Here is a 16,802-nt window from a genome sequence, read left to right on the forward strand (position 1 = left end):
AGTTGCGTCTAGAAGGTGCGCCCCATGACCAAGTCAGATCCCTTTGGTTTCGATATGTCCATCCGGTCAGCGAAGAAAAAGAACCCCCGCGGGCGGCGGGCCGCCACCGGCGCGTCCGAGACCTCCCAACGCGTTTGCGACAAGGAAGGCTGCAATGAGCCCGGCAAATTCCGCGCGCCCAAGGCCCCCGATGTGCTGGATGATTTTTTCTGGTTCTGCCAGGAGCACGTACGCGAATACAACAACAAGTGGAACTTCTTTGAAGGCACCACAGAGGCTGAGTTGAACGCCCAGCAGTCCAAGGACAAGGTCTGGGAACGCCAGACCAAACCGATGGGCGATCCAGAGGCGCGGGCCTGGGCGCGGCTCGGCATTGAGGATCCGCATCAGGTGCTGGGCCAGAACGCCACTCGGAATCCGGGCCGCTCCGCCCCTGCCGGCCGCCGCCTGCCGCCGACCGAACGTCGCGCGCTTGAGGTGCTGGAGGCCAAGGACGACTGGAGCAAGGCCGACATCCGCAAGGCCTATAAGAAGCTGATCAAAGTGCTGCACCCTGACATGAACGGTGGCGACCGCAGCCAGGAAGAACAGCTGCAAGAGGTGGTCTGGGCCTGGGATCAGATCAAGGACAGCCGCAGCTTCAAGTGAGCCGCTGCACCTAAGCCGCTTCCACCAACCGGCGTCTTTGCCGTTTCGAATAAGCCAGAGAGCGTCGCGCAAGCGGCGCTTTTTCTTTGTCCTCTGCGCCGCCTCCCGCAGGTTTTCGCCGATCAGCCGGGCGCCCGTTGAACATCGGCTACGGGACTGGCTTCATGCGCGGCATTGAACAACCGCGTGCAAACCCGGTCCGCGACAGCCAGTCAGGCCTCAATGCCGGTGAAATCTACAGGTCAAATCTACTGGCAAATTATACAGGGCAGATATTTCACGCCCCCGGCCCAAACAAACCAGATTATTTATCGAGCATAGAAGGCAAAACACCATGTTTCCGTTTCACCGACAGATCCGCCACGCCGTCAGCGCCCTTGCCTGTGTGGCACTCCTCTCGACCCAAGCGCTCGCCTCCGACCTTGCCGAGACCATCCGCAATTGGGAACAGGCGCTTGATGCACGGCTGGGGGTGTTGCTGGTCCACCCGGCGACTGGCTGGGAAATCGCCCATAATGCTGATGACCGGTTCCCACTCAACAGCACATTCAAACCGCTGCTCTGCGCCGCGATCCTATCGCAGGTTGATCGGGGCACAGAAGATCTCACTGCCCAGGTCGAGATACGCCGTAAGGATCTGGTGAGCCATTCACCGGTGACCGAGCGCTACATCGGCACCACGCGCAGCCTTGCCCAGCTGTGCGAAGCCGCAATCACCCGCAGTGACAACACCGCTGCAAACCTGATTCTGGAGCGCATCGGCGGGCCGGAGGGGTTCACCGAGTATATGCAGACCAGCGGCGATCTGATCACCCGGCTGGACCGCTGGGAAACCGACCTCAACAGCGCCACGCCGGGCGACCCCCGTGACACTGCAACCCCGCGCAGCGTGCTATCCACTTTGCATGCAGCGCTATCGGGGACTATGCTCAGCGGATCCTCATCCGCGCAACTGGCCGATTGGATGCAACGGGATCAGCTCGCCGATGATCTGATCCGCGCCCATCTGCCCGAGCGCTGGACCATCGGCGATAAAACCGGCGCCGGCGGCCATGGCTCTCGTGGGATCATCGCGTTTCTACGGGATCCGCAGGGCCACGAATATCTTGCGGCAATCTATATCACCGAAACCGATGCGGATTTCTCTCGGCGCAATCAGGCGATCTCTGACATCGGACGGGCCATGATTGCCGAAATCCGCTTACACCGGGGATCAGCAGGCGGGTGACCGACCGATCCACTCGACGCGCCACATGAAAACCAAAAAAGCCACGGCACCTTGGCGCCGTGGCTTCTTCTTTTTGCAATGATAGGCGGCTCAGCTGCCCTTGCGCTGAGGCCGTGCGCTGCCGCCGGGTTTCCCGGAAACGACTGCACGGGCCTTGTTTTTCTTGCTGTTGGGCTTGCCCTTCGGCGGTGGTGGCCCCTTGCGACCGGATTTCCCCGGATTGGACCAATCGCCCTTGGGCTTGCCCGGAACCGCAGGTTTGGCAGGCGCCGACGGCGTTGCCCCCCGGTCCGATGATCCGCGCGCGGTCACCGTGGCCTTGCCGCCCTCACCCGTGCGTTTGGGTTTATCGAAACGCGGCTTGTCGCCATAGGCAGGTTTGTCGCCACGCGGTTTATCCCCATAGGGTTTGCTGGCACGCGGCTTGTCACCATATGATTTTTCGCCACGTGGCTTATCGCCGTAAGACGGTTTGTCAGAACGGGGCTTATCGCCATAGGGCTTGCGCTCACCGCGTTCACCGCCGCGATCTCCGCGATCCTGTCCACGGTGGCCGCGTTTGTCATCGCGGAAACCACCACCATCACGGCCCTGTGGGCGTGGCGATTTGGGCAGATCCGGTGCCTTGTCCAGACGGGTGACATTTGCCCCCTCTTCCAGACCGTCGTGTTTCACCGCGCCCCAGAAGCTTTCGGCGCTGCTTTCGCGCACTTCCACGTAGCTTTGATCAAACTGAACCCGGATCGCTCCGATATCATCCTTAGTCAGACCACCGGCATTGCACAGCGCTGGCAGCAGCCGACGCGGTTCAGCACCGGCCTTGCGGCCACCGCTGACCGCAAACCACACAGAGGGACCAAAGGGCGCACGCTCTTCACGCTCGCGCTTGTCGTGCTGCGGATCGCTCAGCTCCTCGGGGGCGCTGTGGCGATCGTGGAACAGACGCAGATAGGCGACCGCCAGCTGCTCGGGCGAGAACCGCTCGACCAGTTCCGCAACCGGGGCGGTCTCGTTTTCGCTGACCGGTTCACTCCAGGCCTTGTCACCCAGAAGGCGCTCAAAGTCGCGGGTCCGGACATCATCGGCACTGGGCGCCGGGCTGGTTTCGGCAGTGATCTTGGCAGACCGCAGCAGGCGCAGGGCCTTGCCCTTGGCCTTCGGTGGCACGATCAACGCCGACACACCCTGACGCCCGGCACGACCGGTCCGGCCAGAGCGGTGCAACAGCGTCTCATGGCTGGACGGCAGATCAGCATGAATCACCAGATCCAGTTTCGGCAGATCGATACCGCGCGCCGCAACATCTGTTGCCACACAAACCCGCGCGCGCCCGTCCCGCAGAGACTGCAGCGCATTGCTGCGCTCCGCCTGAGACAACTCACCCGACAGGGCAACCACGGAAAATCCGCGATTGCTCAGCCGCGTGGTCATCCGGTTCACCACTGCACGGGTGTTGCAGAACACAATCGCATTGGGCGACTCGTGAAAGCGCAGAACATTGATAACGGCGTTCTCAACATCCCGCTGCGCCACGGCCAGCATCTGATATTCAATATCCGCGTGCTGCGAGGCTTCCGCCACGGTTTTGATCCGCTGATGATCCTTGAGATAGGTCTCAGCCAGACGCGCAATACCAGTCGGCACAGTTGCCGAGAACATCAGGGTGCGGCGGTCTTCCGGGGATTCGCCCAGAATGAACTCCAGATCCTCACGAAAGCCCAGATCCAGCATCTCATCGGCTTCGTCCAGCACCACGGCGCGGACCTGCGACAGGTTGATAGAGCCACGCATGATGTGATCGCGCAAGCGACCGGGCGTTGCCACAACAATATGGGCGCCACGTTCCAACGCGCGCCGTTCATCGCGCATATCCATACCACCAACGGTGGAGACCACATGCGCGCCGGCCTCGGCATAGAGCCAGCCCAATTCGCGTTTCACCTGCAACGCCAGTTCGCGCGTCGGCGCAATGACCAATGCCAGCGGCAGATCGGCACGGTCCAGTTTCTCGGCGTCGCCCAACAATGTGGGCGCCATCGCCAGGCCAAAGCCTACGGTTTTGCCGGATCCGGTCTGTGCCGACACCAGAAGGTCGGACTGATCCAGCTCGGCTGCGGTGACGGCCTCTTGCACGGGTGTCAAATGCTCGTAGCCGCGCGCCTGAAGCGCTTGTTCGAGTGCTGTTTTCAAGATTTCATTTCGCTTGCTGCGGGGCGCGCCGCCAGAGGGCACGCCGATATCGGGAATGTCCCCGACTGCGCAGGAACGCGGATGGCATCATCCAAGTGCGCGCTGATATCGGCTTTGCCCCCTGTTGTACAGGGTTCATTTGCCCTCAAAGGCGCCACAGACCGCCGACAGACGCAACCCCGCTATGCGTTTCCTGACGCTTCCGGTCACGCCGCAGCCATCCCGGCAAAACACTGGTTAAGCGAATGAAGGATAGCGCATCCACTGGCGGTGACAGCCCCCATAAGGCCAGTTTTGATCCAAACGTCACGACAGCTGGTCAAACCCGGCCATGGCCCCTTGCGATTGCAGACAAGATCGGGCACCAATCCAGCGGATTGCCCGCAGCCAACGGACGCTGCGCGGATGAGGATAAGGATCGACTGCGATGACCGACGGTTTGCTGGATATGAACGCGAAACCCACCGAGACCTTTTCGGTGCGCGATGTGTTCGGAATTGATACGGATATGACCGTCAAGGGCTTCGCCGAAGGCTCTGACCGGGTTCCGGCTCTGGACCCCACCTATAAATTCGATCCCGAAACCACATTGGCCATTCTTGCAGGGTTCAGCCACAACCGCCGCGTGATGATCCAAGGGTACCACGGCACCGGTAAATCGACCCATATCGAACAGGTCGCCGCTCGCCTGAACTGGCCTTCCGTGCGTGTGAACCTCGACAGCCACATCTCCCGGATCGACCTGATCGGCAAGGACGCGATCAAGCTGCGCGACGGCAAGCAGGTCACCGAATTCCACGAAGGCATCCTGCCCTGGGCGCTGCGCAACCCGGTTGCGATTGTGTTCGACGAATATGACGCCGGCCGCGCCGACGTGATGTTTGTGATCCAGCGCGTGCTGGAACATGACGGCAAGCTGACCCTTCTGGATCAGAACGAGATCATCACGCCGAACCCCTACTTCCGCCTGTTTGCCACCGCCAACACCGTTGGCCTTGGGGACACCACCGGGCTGTACCACGGCACCCAGCAGATCAACCAGGCCCAGATGGACCGCTGGTCGCTGGTGGCGACGCTGAACTACCTCAGTCACGATGCCGAGGCGGCCATCGTGCTGTCCAAGGCGCCGCATTACAACACCGCCGAGGGCCGCAAGACCATCTCCCAGATGGTGACTGTCGCCGACCTCACCCGGACCGCCTTTATGAACGGCGACCTCTCCACAGTTATGTCGCCCCGGACCGTCATCAACTGGGCACAGAACGTCGAGATTTTCCGCGACGTGGGCTATGCCTTCCGCCTGTCGTTCCTGAACAAATGCGACGAGCTGGAGCGCCAGACCGTCGCCGAGTTCTACCAGCGCTGCTTTGACGAAGAGCTGCCGGAAAGCGCTGCAAGCGTGAGCCTGGGGTGACGCCTTTTTTTGTCATAGCAGCCATTTGGGTCGCGCTTGACGCAATCTGGTTGTTTGACAAAACTGGTTGGAAGAAGACTGATCCGTCAGCCATGACGGGCAGTCAACACAGTCATTTGATACGGCTGCGTTGGGAATGCGCCCTTTTGTTCCTGACGGTGTCGATCTGGAGTGCGTTCAATGGCTAAAAAGCCCAACGATAACCCCGCCGATCCGTTCAAGAAGGCGCTGGCCGAAGCCACCAAGGTCATGGCCAACGACCCGGAATTGAACGTGTCCTATTCCGTTGACCCGGCTGGAATGTCCGGGGACAGCATGCGGCTGCCGCAAGTCTCCCGCAGGATGAGCCGCGAAGAGGTGCTGCTGGCCCGTGGCACCGCCGATGCGCTGGCGCTGCGCCACAAATTTCACGACACCGCCACCCATGCCCGCTATGCCCCCCCCGGCGACATGGCGCGGGATCTCTATGAGGCGTTGGAATCTGCCCGCTGCGAGGCGATGGGCGCGCGGCACATGCCCGGCACCGCCTCCAACATTGACGTCAAGATCCAGAACGAGGCCCTGCGCAAAGGCTATGACCAGATCAAATCCGCAACCGAGGCCCCGCTGGCCGTCTCGGCCGGCTACCTGATCCGTCATCTCGCCACCGGTCGCCCGATGCCAGAGGCCGCCGCCAATGTGATGGAACTCTGGCGCGGTTTCATCGAACAGCAGGCTGGTGAGACACTGGCCAACCTTGATGACACCATCGAAGATCAGGCCACTTTTGCCAAATTCGCCCGTCAGGTCATCACCGATCTGGGCTATGGCGATCAGCTGGGTGAGGACCCGGACCAGCTCGACGATGAGCAGGAAAACGACGCCGAAGAGGATGCCGAGGAGCAGCAGGACCCCGACAGCAACGGTCAGGACGACTCCGACGAGGAAGAAGCCGACGCCAACCCCGAGCAGGCTCAGGAACAGCAGCAGGACGAAAGTCAGGCGCAGGTCTCCATGGACGAAATGGCGGATGATGAATTCGCCGAAGACACCGAAATGCCCGATGGCGAGGCTCCGCTGGATCCGCCACCGCCGCCTGCCGTGTCGGAAGCTGATCCCGACTATAAGGTCTTCAATGATGCCCATGACGAGGAAATCGCCGCCGAAGACCTCGCCGAACCCGCCGAACTGGAACGGCTGCGTGCCTATCTTGATCAACAGCTGGAACCGCTGAAAGGCGCCGTCTCGCGCCTTGCCAACAAATTGCAGCGCCGCCTTCAGGCACAGCAGAACCGCTCTTGGGAGTTCGACCTTGAGGAGGGCATTCTGGATGCCGGTCGTCTGGCCCGTGTGGTTGCCAACCCCACCACGCCGCTGTCGTTCAAACGCGAAAAAGACACCGAATTCCGCGACACTGTGGTGACGCTCCTCCTGGATAACTCCGGCTCCATGCGGGGTCGCCCGATCTCTATCGCCGCGATCTGCGCCGATGTTCTGGCCCGCACGCTGGAACGCTGCAACGTGAAGGTCGAAATCCTCGGCTTTACCACCCGCGCATGGAAAGGTGGCCTGGCCCGCGAGGCCTGGCTCAATGATGGTCGCCCGCAATTGCCGGGACGCCTCAACGACCTGCGCCACATCATCTACAAAGGCGCCGATGCGCCGATGCGCCGGACCCGTGACAATCTTGGTCTGATGATGAAAGAGGGCCTGCTGAAGGAAAATATCGATGGCGAGGCGCTGGAATGGGCGCACCGCCGCATGATCGCGCGGCAAGAGGCACGCAAAATCCTGATGGTGATTTCCGATGGTGCACCGGTGGATGACAGCACGCTTTCGGTGAACCCGGCCAACTATTTGGAAAAACACCTGCGCGATGTGATCGCCATGGTGGAGCGGCGCAAACAGGTCGAACTGCTGGCCATTGGCATCGGCCATGACGTGACCCGCTATTATGACCGCGCCGTCACCATCACCGATGTTGAACAGCTGGCAGGCGCCATGACCGAACAGCTGGCCGCCCTGTTTGACAGCGACCCGCGCGCCCGTGCCCGCGTCATGGGCATCAAACGCGCGAGCTGAGCACCTCAGCCGCACCGCTCTGATCAAAGCCCCGCGCCGCTTCGGTGCGGGGCTTTGTGTTACAGGGGTTGCGGGAAGCCGCCGGATTTGGAACAAGTGTTCGCGACAGAGCGCACCATGACTGCCGCGCCATTTCCTTGTTCCTGCCGACGTCGCGCACCCCCTCCCAGAAGGGCCGACCGCTGCGCCCTGACTGACCGTCGCGGACCACCCGAAACAGATGGAGGGAACCGATGTTCCAGACCTTTGACGTAGCGACCCGCCCGGACCAAGGCCCGCCCCGGCTCAACGCGCTGCGCGCAGAGATGCAACAGGAGGCGCTGAACGGCTTTCTGGTGCCCCGCGCCGATGCCCATCAGGGCGAATATGTCGCCCCCGGCGATGAGCGTCTGGCCTGGCTCACCGGCTTCACCGGTTCGGCGGGCTTCTGCGCCGTGTTGCGCGACATCGCAGGTGTCTTTATCGACGGGCGTTATCGCACGCAGGTGAAACAGCAGGTCGCAGAGGTCTACACCCCAGTACATTGGCCGGAGATGCAGCTCGCCGACTGGCTGAAAGAACAGCTCCCGGAGGGCGGGCGCATCGGCTATGACCCCTGGCTGCATTCCGCCAGCCAGATCAAGACGCTGACAGCGTCACTGGGCCACCATGGTTTTGACTTCGTCCAATGTGACAATCTGGTTGACCGCATCTGGCCGGATCAACCCGCCCCGCCCATGCAGCCCGTCATCGCCCATCCAGTTGAATACGCAGGTACAACTGCCGTCGCCAAAATCGCCTCTCTCGCCGAGGGGATGCGCAACGCCGGTCAGAGCGCCGCCGTGATCACCCTGCCTGACAGCATCATGTGGCTCTTGAATATCCGTGGCAGTGATATCGCCCACAACCCGGTCGCCCACGGCTTTGCCATCCTGCACGCCGACGCGCGGGTGGATCTGTTCATGAACAAAGACAAGCTGGCCGACGTCGCCGCGCATCTCGGCCCGGATGTAACCGTGCAGGCCCCCGAGAATTTTCTACCGGCGGTGGCTGACCTGTCTCAGGCCTACAACGCAGCCGTCGCCGCGGACCTGACCACCCTGCCCCAGATCGTCGCAGATCAGCTCGGCGAGGCGCTGGTCGCAGCCGGTGATCCCTGCGCCCTGCCCAAGGCCCGCAAATGCGCCGCCGAGATCGAGGGCAGTGCCGCCGCTCATCTGCGCGACGGGGCGGCAGTGGTCGAAACCCTCGCCTGGCTGGATGCTCAGCCCCCCGGCACGGTCACCGAAATCGATGTGGTCAAACACCTTGAAGCCACCCGCCGCAAAGATCCCAAGCTGCGCGACATCAGCTTTGAAACCATCTCCGGCACCGGCCCCAACGGCGCCATCATCCACTACCGCGTCAGCGACGACAGCAACGCCACACTGGAGGAGGGCCATCTGCTGGTGCTGGACAGCGGCGGTCAATATCTGGACGGCACCACAGACATCACCCGCACCCTCGCCATCGGGACCCCACCGCAGGAGGCCCGGGAGGCCTATACCCGCGTCCTTCAGGGCATGATTGCCATGTCCCAGCTGCGCTGGCCCAAAGGGCTTGCCGGTCGTGACATCGAGGCGGTGGGCCGAATGCCGCTCTGGCTCGCCGGGCAGGACTTCAACCATGGGCTTGGCCATGGGGTCGGTGCCTTCCTCAGTGTCCACGAAGGCCCCCAACGGCTCAGCCGCGCCGGCACCGTTCCCTTGGATCCCGGCATGATCCTCTCAAATGAGCCGGGATATTACCGCGAAGGCGCTTTTGGTATTCGCATTGAAAACCTGTTGGTGGTAGAACCAGCGCCTGAGCTGGACAGTGCTGACGCAGACCGTGATATGCTGAGCTGGCGCACCCTGACCTACGCCCCGCTGGACTGGCGACTGATCGTCGCAGACATGCTAACAACGGCAGAGCGGGACTGGTTGAACACCTATCATGCGGCTGTGGCCGACAAGATTGGACCCAACGTAACAGCCGAGGCGCGACGCTGGCTGGATGCCGCAACGGCACCGCTGTGATACCGCAGTGTTACAACCAAAGACGATATTGATCCGTGACGAACGACGTGAAGGAAAAGACCATGACAAAGATCCAAATTCGCAAGGCAGCAGGCACCTGGGTGGTGCGCTCCGGTGGCGCGGTGCTCGGCGAGAGCAGCAACGCGCTTGAGCTGAGCGAGGGCGATCTGGCGCCCGTCATCTATTTTCCTCGCGGCGACATCGCAACCGCCTTCCTGGACCGCAGTGACAAGACCAGCCATTGCGCAGGCAAGGGCGACGCCAGCTACTATTCCATCGTGAACAAATCCTCGGTAACCGAAAACGCCGTCTGGAGCTATGAAGCTCCGCTCGACGCCGTCGCCGAGATCAAGGGCCACCTCGCCTTTGTCACCGGAGAGTCGGTAAAGGTCGAACAGATCTGAGGTCAGAAACTCATCGGCAAGAATACGCTGGCCACACTTCCGAGGCGTCCCATATCGGGGCGCCTTATTTATGGATAAGCAAGCTTTCGCCCAGATCTACGGGCGGTCAGGAGCCTCACACACCAGGGGACTCCGGGTCTTTGTCAGACCATGACAGATCAGGGAACCTCAGGACGGCACAGCGCAAGTTTGGTCGAAAAACGACCCAGAACCACAGGCAGTGCAGGCACGGGCCAAACACATCTACAAAGCCCTCCAAAGCAAAGCGCACGTATAACGATCAATTTGATCGTTATATACTGCGCATTACCAAGGCCATTTATGAGATCCTTTGAAGCGGATCTGAAGAAATAGAAACAATACCAATTAACACACCAATATAGGCCGGCTGAAACACAGTGACGGTCAGCTGAGGATCGTTTGGCACAGATGCTCGCGCGCCGCCTCTACAGATTCACCTGTGCAGAACATCTGCGCATCCCGTGCGCTTTGAACAACATAGTCGATCAACGCCTCATAAGAAGCGCGCTCGTTTTCCTGCTCTACTGCCTTCGCCACGTGTTCAGCCTCTGTCGGGCTGATTTTATTGTGTTGCATGTTTTCACTTCCGAAGAATGATCACCATTATCGTTATGTTAACCATAATTAAGTGGCTCCGCCGACAAAGGTTAAAATTACTTAAGGAAAAAAGCGAACACCCGTTTCAGAAATATCACATATTCGAGATCGTCTTTTGCGGGTAAACATGTCTTTGAGCGTCTCCATTGTCGGAAATGTCGCAAACCGACGCTGAGTTGCCGCAGTCTTCAGTCGTCAGCTGTGCTCTTCGGCAGCCGCTGCGGCCAATGCGCGGTTGTAAGCCTTGAGCGAATCAATGTGGTAAAGGGCCCCGATGAGATTCGGCGGATTATCGCCACCCTCCGCTTCCGCCAGAACCGGGAGATACGCCAGCTCCGCGCGATCAAAGATCGGCATCGCCGCCTCCAGCGAAGCAGACGCACGGATCGACAATCCCTGTTCAATCAGCGCCGCGCAATCTTCGGCGCTGGCACAGCGCGGATCCCCCATCGGCCGCATCACCGCGCCCGCACGCAGCATCGACAGCAGATAGGCCTGCGGGCCTGCCGCACAGTGGATATTGCGCCGCTCCAGCTGTGTGAGAAAGAACGACCGATCCACAATGCGCGAAGCCAGCGCCGTGGACATCGACACCGCCACCATTACCGCCAACCCGATCTGCCAGTCGCCGGTCAGCTCAAACACGATCAGCGTGGTTGAAATCGGTGCCCCCAGTACAGCAGCGGCCACCGCCCCCATTCCGGCAAAGGCATAAAGCGTATGTGTCCCCGAGACATCCGGCAGCACCGCCGTTGCAATCAGCCCAAAGGCCAATCCGGTCAGCGCGCCGACCATCAGCGAGGGAGAAAACACCCCACCCCCCATGCGCCCGCCCATGGTGATCGCCACGGCAGCGGTTTTGACCATCGCAAAGAGGATTGTCTGATGCAGCACCAACGCGCCTGTCAGCGCCAGCACCGTGGTCTCATAGCCGACACCGATAATATGGGGAAACCAGACCGCAATCACCCCCAGCAGCAGACCCGACGCCGCCGGGCGCAGCCAGCGTGGCAGCTGTAACCGGTCCTGCAGCGCATTGCCGATCTGTTCAGCAAAGAAGATCGACCGCATCAGCACCACCGCCACCAGCCCGCAGATCAGCCCAAGCATCAGAAAGGCCGGCAATTCGACATAGAACTGCAGCGCCCCCGGCGTGATCAGATCGAATTCGGTCACATCGCCGTATTCCAGTCGGTTGATCACTGTCCCGGCGACCGAGGCAATCACAATCGGCGCAAAGGCATGCACCGCGAAATGCCTCAACACCACCTCCAGCGCAAACAGCGCTCCGGCGATGGGCGCGTTGAAACTGGCTGAGACCGCCGCCGCCACCGCGCAGCCCAGAAGATCCCGCCCGGTGATCCCATCAGCCTGAATGCGGTTGCTGACCCAGGTCGAGATCACCCCGGCCATATGCACCACCGGTCCTTCTCGCCCTGTAGACCCGCCCGTGCTCAGCGTGATGAAAGACGCACAGGCCGACGCCAGCCCGGCGCGCATTTCAACCCGGCCATCCCCCAGTGCGGCCCCCTCGATCACATCCGCAACGGAGCGGACGCGGGCGTCAGGGGTGAACCGGTGCAGGATCACCCCCACCACCAGACCGCCCACCGTCGGAATCGCCACCAGCCAGTACCATGGCATGCCCTGAGCGAAACTATGCAGAAAGTTCACGTCCTCGGTGCCGTAGACCCAGGCCTGAAATGCCGTGATCCCCTTGCGGAAGAACAGCGCGGCAAATCCAGCGGCAATCCCGATCAGCAGAGCAATGAACCAGAACTGAATCTGACTTGGCCCCCGGTGGCGCAACACCCGCCAGACATCCCGCGCTCCGGCAACGCCCTGAGTGAACTGGGCAGAAATAACGGAGCGAATGGTCTGTGGCATGAACCCGATTGTCCCGGTGTCGTTCTTGTCTCTTTCAGCGGCAGACTATCGACAGGGTGGTTAAACCATCGTGAAAACTCAACCGCTTACGGCCGCCATAGCGACAGTTTTACATCAGCCCGCCAGCAGCGCCTTGGCAGCGGCGCGGGCCTCTGGGGTGATTGTATCACCAGAAACCATCCGCGCCAGCTCATCGACGCGCTCGCCCTCATCAAGAGGCACCACCTGCGACAGGGTCTGCCCGTTAATCACCTGTTTCTGCACGCGCCAGTGATGCGCACCTTGCGCTGCGACCTGCGGCGAATGGGTCACCACCAGAACCTGACTGCCCTCAGCCAGCGATTTCAGCCGCCGCCCTACAGCATCAGCGGTGGCACCGCCAACACCGCGGTCGATCTCATCGAATATCATCGTCTGATTGCCAGTCTCACCACGCAGACACACCTTCAGGGCCAACAGGAAGCGGCTCAGCTCACCGCCCGAGGCGATCTTGTTCAGTGGCCCCGCAGGCGCGCCCGGATTGGTCGCCACGGTAAAGGCAACGGCGTCCTTGCCCTCCGGCCCCGGTTCGGCATCACTCAGCCGTGTTTCAAACACTGCGCGCTCCATTTTCAGTGGCGCAAGTTCCGCCATCACTGCCGTGTCCAGCGCAGCAGCTGTCTCGCGGCGCGCTGCCGACAGCTGCGCGGCAGCGCCTGCATATGCGGCCTCAGCCTCGGCCAGTGCGGCTTCCTGATCGGCGAGATCCTGATCCCCTGCATCCACCGCCGCCAGTTTCTCGCGCAGGGTTTCAGCATAGCCGCCCAGATCATCGGGCAGCACATCGTGTTTGCGGGCCAGCGCGCGGATGGCAAACAGCCGCTCCTCGCTCTCCTCCAGCTCACCCGGGTTGAACTCCAGCCCGTCGAGCACCCGGGCAACACCGTCCTGCGCCTCGCCCAGCTCGATCATCGCCCTCAGCAGCGCGGCAATCGGCGCATCCAGCGCATTTTCCGCCTGATCCGAGACCCCTTCCAGCCACCGCTGCGCATCCCCCAGTGCCGCCTCGGCGCCATCTGTCAGAATACCCTGCGCACGCTGGATATCACCGCGAATGCGTTCAGCAGACTGCATCTCACGGCGGCGCTGATCCAGCGCGGCATCCTCGCCGGGCTGTGGATCCAGCGCGTCCAGTTCTGCCACCGCATGGCGCAGAAAATCTTCCTCAGCGCGGATGGCCTCCAGCGCGACACGGGTTTCCTCGACAGCCTTTCGCGCGCGGCTTGCCGTGGCCCAGAGATCGCGCACGCTGGCCAACATGTCGCCCAGCCCCGCAAACTCATCCAACATGGCCCGGTGACCGCGCGGGTTCAGCAGCCCCCGGTCGTCATGTTGCCCATGCAGCTCCAGCAATGTGTCGGACAGCGCCCTGAGCACCTCACCGGAACAGCGCCGGTCATTGACCCATGCGGTCTTGCGTCCCTCGGCGGTGTTCACCCGGCGCAACAGCAGCGTATCGCCTCCGGGCAGCCCCGCCTCGGCCAGCACCGCATGGGCGGGATGTTCCGGGGTCAGATCGAACTCGGCCAGAACCTCGCCCTGTTTGGCGCCCTGGCGCACCAGTTCGGCCCGTCCCCGCCAACCCAGAACAAACCCAAGCGAGTCCAGCAGGATCGACTTGCCGGCGCCGGTTTCCCCCGTCAGCACGTTGAGACCCGGCTGAAAATTCAGCTCAAGATGGTCGATGATCAGGATATCGCGAATATCAAGCGCGCGCAGCATGGCCCGGCCCCAATTGCGGAAGTGGCAATTACAGCCACTCCCCCTTGATGGACTGACGGTAGATCTGGCTCAACCAGTTGTTGCCGACATCGCGCATTTTCAGCCCGTTGTCTGTCAACAGCTTAAAGCTGTCCTCATACCATTCGGTCGATTGATAGTTATGGCCCAGAATGGCACCGGCGGTCTGCGCCTCATTCACCAGCCCCAGCGACAGATAGGCCTCGACCAAGCGGTGCAGCGCCTCTGCGGTATGGGTAGTGGTCTGGAAATCCTCGACCACGACGCGGAACCGGTTCACGGCAGAGGTGTAATGCTCCTTGCGCAGATAATAACGACCGATCTCCATCTCTTTGCCCGCCAGATGGTCAAAGGCGAGATCGAATTTCAGGATCGCTGAACTGGCGTATTCGCTATCAGGGTAGACTTCGATCACGGTGCGCAGCGATTGCAGCGCCTGAAAAGTCAGCCCCTGATCGCGGCCCACTTCGTCGATCTGGTCATAGTAGCTCAGTGCCAGCAGATACTGCGCATAGGCGGCGTCTTCTTCGGTCGGGTAGAAGTCGATATAGCGCTGTGCGGCAGCGCGGCTGTCCTCATAGTCCCGGCCCAGATGGTAGGCATAGGCCTGCATGATCAGGGCCTGTTTGGCCCAGGACGAATAGGGATAGAGACGTTCGATCTCGGAGAAATAGAAGGCCGCATCCTCGGTCCGGTTGCGCTCCATCTCGAACTCACCACGTTCGTAGATCTGCTCCGGCGTAAAGCCCTCAAGCGGCTGCGAACTCTTGGCCGCGCCCCCATCTCCGCCGCATCCCGAAAGCGCAGCTACGAGTAGAACCGCGCCGATGGTTTTGGCTGCCGCCCCCATGCCGATCATGTCCGCCTAACCTCACCGTCATTTACTTACGGGTGTGAACCCCGGTTCTGCCCGGTCTAGCACATTCAATTGACGCGCAAAACGTCTTTAACCGATTTCCAGCCCACTTGGCAGAGAAAGCGCGGCGGGGTCAAGGGTATGAAGCAGCCCAGCCCCGCCCCTGTCGCAGGACTGCGCGGCAAAACAATGGTCAGTCATGCGATCAAAATCGGGTGAAACAGGCACGGCGCGGCTGCATTCCAGGCCAGGGCCCACGTTCCCGCCAGTGTGATCTTCCCAGTGTGATCTTCCCGGTGTGATCTTCGAACCGCCCCGCCCCTCAAGGGTCTGTGCCTAAGAACGGCTCGAAGATCTCCCCCCGGTGCCCCCGGCGCAAGCTGCTCCGGTCGGGCTGCGCCAACGCATGGGCCTGTATAGAAGCGGACGGAGGTGCAGCCTGTGCCCGGCACGCCTGCTGCTTCGCTCTGTCCGAAAATGACCGATGTGCTGTCGTTGCAGCGCGCGGTCCGGTTGGCGCCGGGTGCGCCCCGTTTGCCGGGGGAACCCAGATCGAACGTCAGGCCCCCCAGCCGACGTTCCCGCCCGATAGCCTCAATTCAGTTACGCAACGCGGCGCGCGTCGGTCGGGATCTCGGCCCAGACCAGCCCCTGCCCGGGCAGGCGCGCTGTCATCGCGGTATCGCACGTCACCTGACGCACGGCGCCGGGTGTTGCAAACACGGCCCGCAGCAACGTGTTGGTCAGTGAATGACCAGCACGGTCACCGATATAATGGCCAAACACAGGGCCACCGGCCAACGACAGATCGCCAAGCGCATCCAGCATCTTGTGGCGCACCGGCTCATCCGCATGACGCAGGCCCAGACCGCTTTGGACTTCGGGACCGTCAAACACCACGGCGTTCTCACCGGGAACCCCCCCCAGCGCCAGACCATTGGCCTGCATGCTTTCGACATCAACGCGACGGCAGAAGGTGCGGCTGTCACAAAGCTCACGCGCGAAGGCGCCATTGCGCAGATCCAGCGTCTTGCTCTGACGGCCGATCGCCGCCTCGGCAAAATCGATGTGGAATTCGATGGTCAGACGATTGCTAGGCAACAGGGTCGCAGTTGCGCCTTCGTGGCTGACACTCACTGGCTTCAGAATCTGATAGGCGGTGACAGGCGCTGCAAGGCGTTGAATGCCGGTCTGCATGATGCCGCGGACAAAATACGCAGAAGAGCCATCCATGATCGGCACTTCGGGACCGTCGATATCAATCATCGCATTATGAATGCCACAGCCTGCCAGCGCGGCCATGATGTGCTCTACCGTGGAGACCGCAACACCGGAGGCATTGACCAGACGTGTGCAGAGCGGCGTCCGCTCGACCCGGTCCCAAAGCGCAGGAACCAAAGTGTTGCCCAAGGCAATGTCAGTGCGCCGGAAGCAGATGCCGTGCCCTGCCGCAGCAGGCTTCAGGATCATGCGAACGGGTTTGCCGGAGTGGAGGCCCACCCCGTCAAATGTCACTGATGCTTTAAGCGTATTCTGCACGATGGCCTCATTCCGTATGGGTGGGCCGTAGTCTTGGCCCTTGTTGCGAAACAGAGGTAAGGTGTCAGTCCGTTAGGCTCAACTCAATCTTTGTAACGGAATGAAACATCCCTGTAACAGATAGGCAAAACACTGCCCAACC

The 16,802-nt window shown here is 61.4% G+C and carries 12 protein-coding genes; 6 read left to right on the top strand and 6 right to left on the bottom strand.

Annotated elements, in window-relative coordinates; genetic code table 11:
- Positions 1-24: 24 nt before the first annotated feature.
- Positions 25-648, top strand: a complete 624-nt coding sequence (locus tag INHI_RS0110980; RefSeq protein WP_014874099.1) for a DnaJ domain-containing protein — start codon at positions 25-27, stop codon at positions 646-648.
- 334 nt (positions 649-982) lie between these two features.
- Positions 983-1,876, top strand: coding sequence for a class A beta-lactamase (bla, locus tag INHI_RS0110985; RefSeq protein ID WP_027247673.1), 894 nt, complete (start codon positions 983-985; stop codon positions 1,874-1,876).
- 90 nt (positions 1,877-1,966) lie between these two features.
- On the opposite strand, the gene INHI_RS0110990 is transcribed toward bla, so the two are convergent.
- Positions 1,967-4,066: a DEAD/DEAH box helicase gene (locus tag INHI_RS0110990; protein ID WP_027247674.1), complete on the bottom strand. Its 2,100-nt coding sequence runs from the start codon at positions 4,064-4,066 to the stop codon at positions 1,967-1,969.
- Between the two features lie 427 nt (positions 4,067-4,493).
- Between INHI_RS0110990 and cobS the strand changes: the two genes are divergently transcribed.
- From cobS to INHI_RS0111020, 4 genes are all read left to right on the top strand, one after another.
- Positions 4,494-5,480 (top strand): cobaltochelatase subunit CobS, encoded by a 987-nt coding sequence (gene cobS, locus INHI_RS0111000; RefSeq protein WP_014879537.1) that lies wholly within the window; start codon positions 4,494-4,496, stop codon positions 5,478-5,480.
- A gap of 180 nt (positions 5,481-5,660) precedes the next feature.
- Complete coding sequence (gene cobT / locus INHI_RS0111010) at positions 5,661-7,541, top strand: cobaltochelatase subunit CobT (protein ID WP_014879536.1); 1,881 nt, start codon at positions 5,661-5,663, stop codon at positions 7,539-7,541.
- A 233-nt stretch (positions 7,542-7,774) separates the two neighbouring features.
- Entirely contained in the window at positions 7,775-9,577 is a 1,803-nt protein-coding gene (locus INHI_RS0111015) for an aminopeptidase P family protein (RefSeq protein ID WP_027247677.1), read from the top strand.
- Positions 9,578-9,639: 62 nt separating this feature from the next.
- Positions 9,640-9,981 (top strand): DUF427 domain-containing protein, encoded by a 342-nt coding sequence (locus INHI_RS0111020; RefSeq protein ID WP_014879534.1) that lies wholly within the window; start codon positions 9,640-9,642, stop codon positions 9,979-9,981.
- A gap of 405 nt (positions 9,982-10,386) precedes the next feature.
- Here INHI_RS0111020 and INHI_RS0111025 read toward each other — a convergent pair whose 3' ends face one another.
- The 5 genes from INHI_RS0111025 to lpxC form a co-directional block, all read right to left on the bottom strand.
- Entirely contained in the window at positions 10,387-10,578 is a 192-nt protein-coding gene (locus tag INHI_RS0111025) for a hypothetical protein (protein WP_014879533.1), read from the bottom strand.
- Between the two features lie 216 nt (positions 10,579-10,794).
- On the bottom strand, positions 10,795-12,486 hold the full coding sequence (locus INHI_RS0111035) for a chloride channel protein (protein WP_027247678.1): 1,692 nt from the start codon (positions 12,484-12,486) through the stop codon (positions 10,795-10,797).
- Between the two features lie 114 nt (positions 12,487-12,600).
- The gene (recN, locus tag INHI_RS0111040; protein ID WP_027247679.1) at positions 12,601-14,247 is read right to left on the bottom strand and encodes a DNA repair protein RecN; all 1,647 of its coding nucleotides are present in this window, start codon (positions 14,245-14,247) and stop codon (positions 12,601-12,603) included.
- Positions 14,248-14,275: 28 nt separating this feature from the next.
- Positions 14,276-15,124 (bottom strand): outer membrane protein assembly factor BamD, encoded by an 849-nt coding sequence (locus INHI_RS0111045; RefSeq protein WP_014874090.1) that lies wholly within the window; start codon positions 15,122-15,124, stop codon positions 14,276-14,278.
- Between the two features lie 600 nt (positions 15,125-15,724).
- Positions 15,725-16,660 (bottom strand): UDP-3-O-acyl-N-acetylglucosamine deacetylase, encoded by a 936-nt coding sequence (lpxC, locus tag INHI_RS0111050; RefSeq protein ID WP_014879529.1) that lies wholly within the window; start codon positions 16,658-16,660, stop codon positions 15,725-15,727.
- Between the last annotated feature and the right edge of the window lie 142 nt (positions 16,661-16,802).

Source organism: Phaeobacter inhibens DSM 16374, assembly GCF_000473105.1.
GTDB classification, from domain to species: domain Bacteria; phylum Pseudomonadota; class Alphaproteobacteria; order Rhodobacterales; family Rhodobacteraceae; genus Phaeobacter; species Phaeobacter inhibens.

What these genes read in the sequence shown, in the direction of transcription:
- INHI_RS0110980 (WP_014874099.1), top strand. Translation starts at nt 25, where the DNA reads ATGACCAAGTCAGATCCCTTTGGTTTCGATATGTCCATCCGGTCAGCG.
- bla (WP_027247673.1), top strand. Translation starts at nt 983, where the DNA reads ATGTTTCCGTTTCACCGACAGATCCGCCACGCCGTCAGCGCCCTTGCC.
- cobS (WP_014879537.1), top strand. Translation starts at nt 4,494, where the DNA reads ATGACCGACGGTTTGCTGGATATGAACGCGAAACCCACCGAGACCTTT.
- cobT (WP_014879536.1), top strand. Translation starts at nt 5,661, where the DNA reads ATGGCTAAAAAGCCCAACGATAACCCCGCCGATCCGTTCAAGAAGGCG.
- INHI_RS0111015 (WP_027247677.1), top strand. Translation starts at nt 7,775, where the DNA reads ATGTTCCAGACCTTTGACGTAGCGACCCGCCCGGACCAAGGCCCGCCC.
- INHI_RS0111020 (WP_014879534.1), top strand. Translation starts at nt 9,640, where the DNA reads ATGACAAAGATCCAAATTCGCAAGGCAGCAGGCACCTGGGTGGTGCGC.
- INHI_RS0111025 (WP_014879533.1), bottom strand. Translation starts at nt 10,578, where the DNA reads ATGCAACACAATAAAATCAGCCCGACAGAGGCTGAACACGTGGCGAAG.
- INHI_RS0111035 (WP_027247678.1), bottom strand. Translation starts at nt 12,486, where the DNA reads ATGCCACAGACCATTCGCTCCGTTATTTCTGCCCAGTTCACTCAGGGC.
- recN (WP_027247679.1), bottom strand. Translation starts at nt 14,247, where the DNA reads ATGCTGCGCGCGCTTGATATTCGCGATATCCTGATCATCGACCATCTT.
- INHI_RS0111045 (WP_014874090.1), bottom strand. Translation starts at nt 15,124, where the DNA reads ATGATCGGCATGGGGGCGGCAGCCAAAACCATCGGCGCGGTTCTACTC.